The following is a 950-nucleotide window of genomic DNA, read 5'->3' as shown; positions in this document are numbered from 1 at the left end:
GCGCCGGAAAAATTGCCCAACGCCCTTCACCAGGTTAGGTGCAGATTCTGGACGAGCCGGGATCCCGGCCATGAGGGTGTAGTAGTCATCCAAGAGGGTGTGCTCTTCTGGAGAGACCGTGTTGTCGGCCATCATCAGGTTGCCGATTGCTCCCAAAAGTTGCATACGCTCGGTTTCGCTGGCCTGGGCAAGATAATCGGCCATCCAGCGCTCGGTTTGCTCCATCGGGATGGGCTCTTGGATCAGCTAGAAATCGCAGGAGCCCCGCACTGTACCCGTAGGGTCGGTGTCGAGAGGAAAGTCCGCCTCCATGGTTATAATTGTACTGCGGACACCAGAAACGGTTGTTTAAGGCACTGGTAACGGTCGATTGGGGGTGCTGTAAACCACCCCAGAGGCTCGTGGTTGGCTTGCCAACTGCAGGGCTACCGAAAGCCCGCCCTGTACTGCGAAGGTCAGGGTCGGGTAGTTTACTTCTCGCAGCTCGGTATCGTGCTCCAAACCATAGCGGCGCAGCAGGGATCCCAAGTAGGCCAATTCCTGGGGTTCCAAATGCCCATCGGCCCAAGCAGAGCCGGCCACAATTTTAAGCATGAGCTGGTGTTGAGTTGTGGGGTTCATGGTGGGATCCCTTGCTGAGAACTGTCAGCGATCCGGAGGCCTTAGAGGCTGCAGAGTTGAGGGGATGAACAGCTTAACTATAGCCAGACCTTGGGTGAGCCATCTGCGTTCGCGTCAGCAGCGCGCAGCCCTTTTTTCGGCTAGGATCGTTATCTGTATTACGAACACTGAGCTATTCGCGATAGCGGGACGGAGTCCTTTTTCTCGCCCATTCTTGCAATGCTGAGCGCCTCTCCTTGCCAATTGGATCTTGCCATTCCGGCCCCAGGTCGGCTGTACCGCGGCAGCGGCATTCTGGAAGCTGTGCCCCTTACGGTACTGGGATCCCG

The 950-nt window shown here is 57.1% G+C and carries 1 protein-coding gene and 1 pseudogene; both read right to left on the bottom strand.

The features are described 5' to 3' along the window. A pseudogene (locus NW820_RS12765) lies at nt 1-225 on the bottom strand (TerB family tellurite resistance protein); the annotation flags it as partial. A 123-nt stretch (nt 226-348) separates the two neighbouring features. Continuing rightward, nucleotides 349-621 (bottom strand): TerB family tellurite resistance protein, encoded by a 273-nt coding sequence (locus NW820_RS12760; RefSeq protein ID WP_041436116.1) that lies wholly within the window; start codon nt 619-621, stop codon nt 349-351. Between the last annotated feature and the right edge of the window lie 329 nt (nt 622-950).

This window comes from Synechococcus sp. R55.7, from assembly GCF_047461955.1.
In the GTDB taxonomy this organism is placed as follows: domain Bacteria; phylum Cyanobacteriota; class Cyanobacteriia; order Thermostichales; family Thermostichaceae; genus Thermostichus.
The sequence above is the reverse complement of the archived record's forward strand: the minus strand, read 5'-3'. Positions and strand labels throughout refer to the sequence as shown.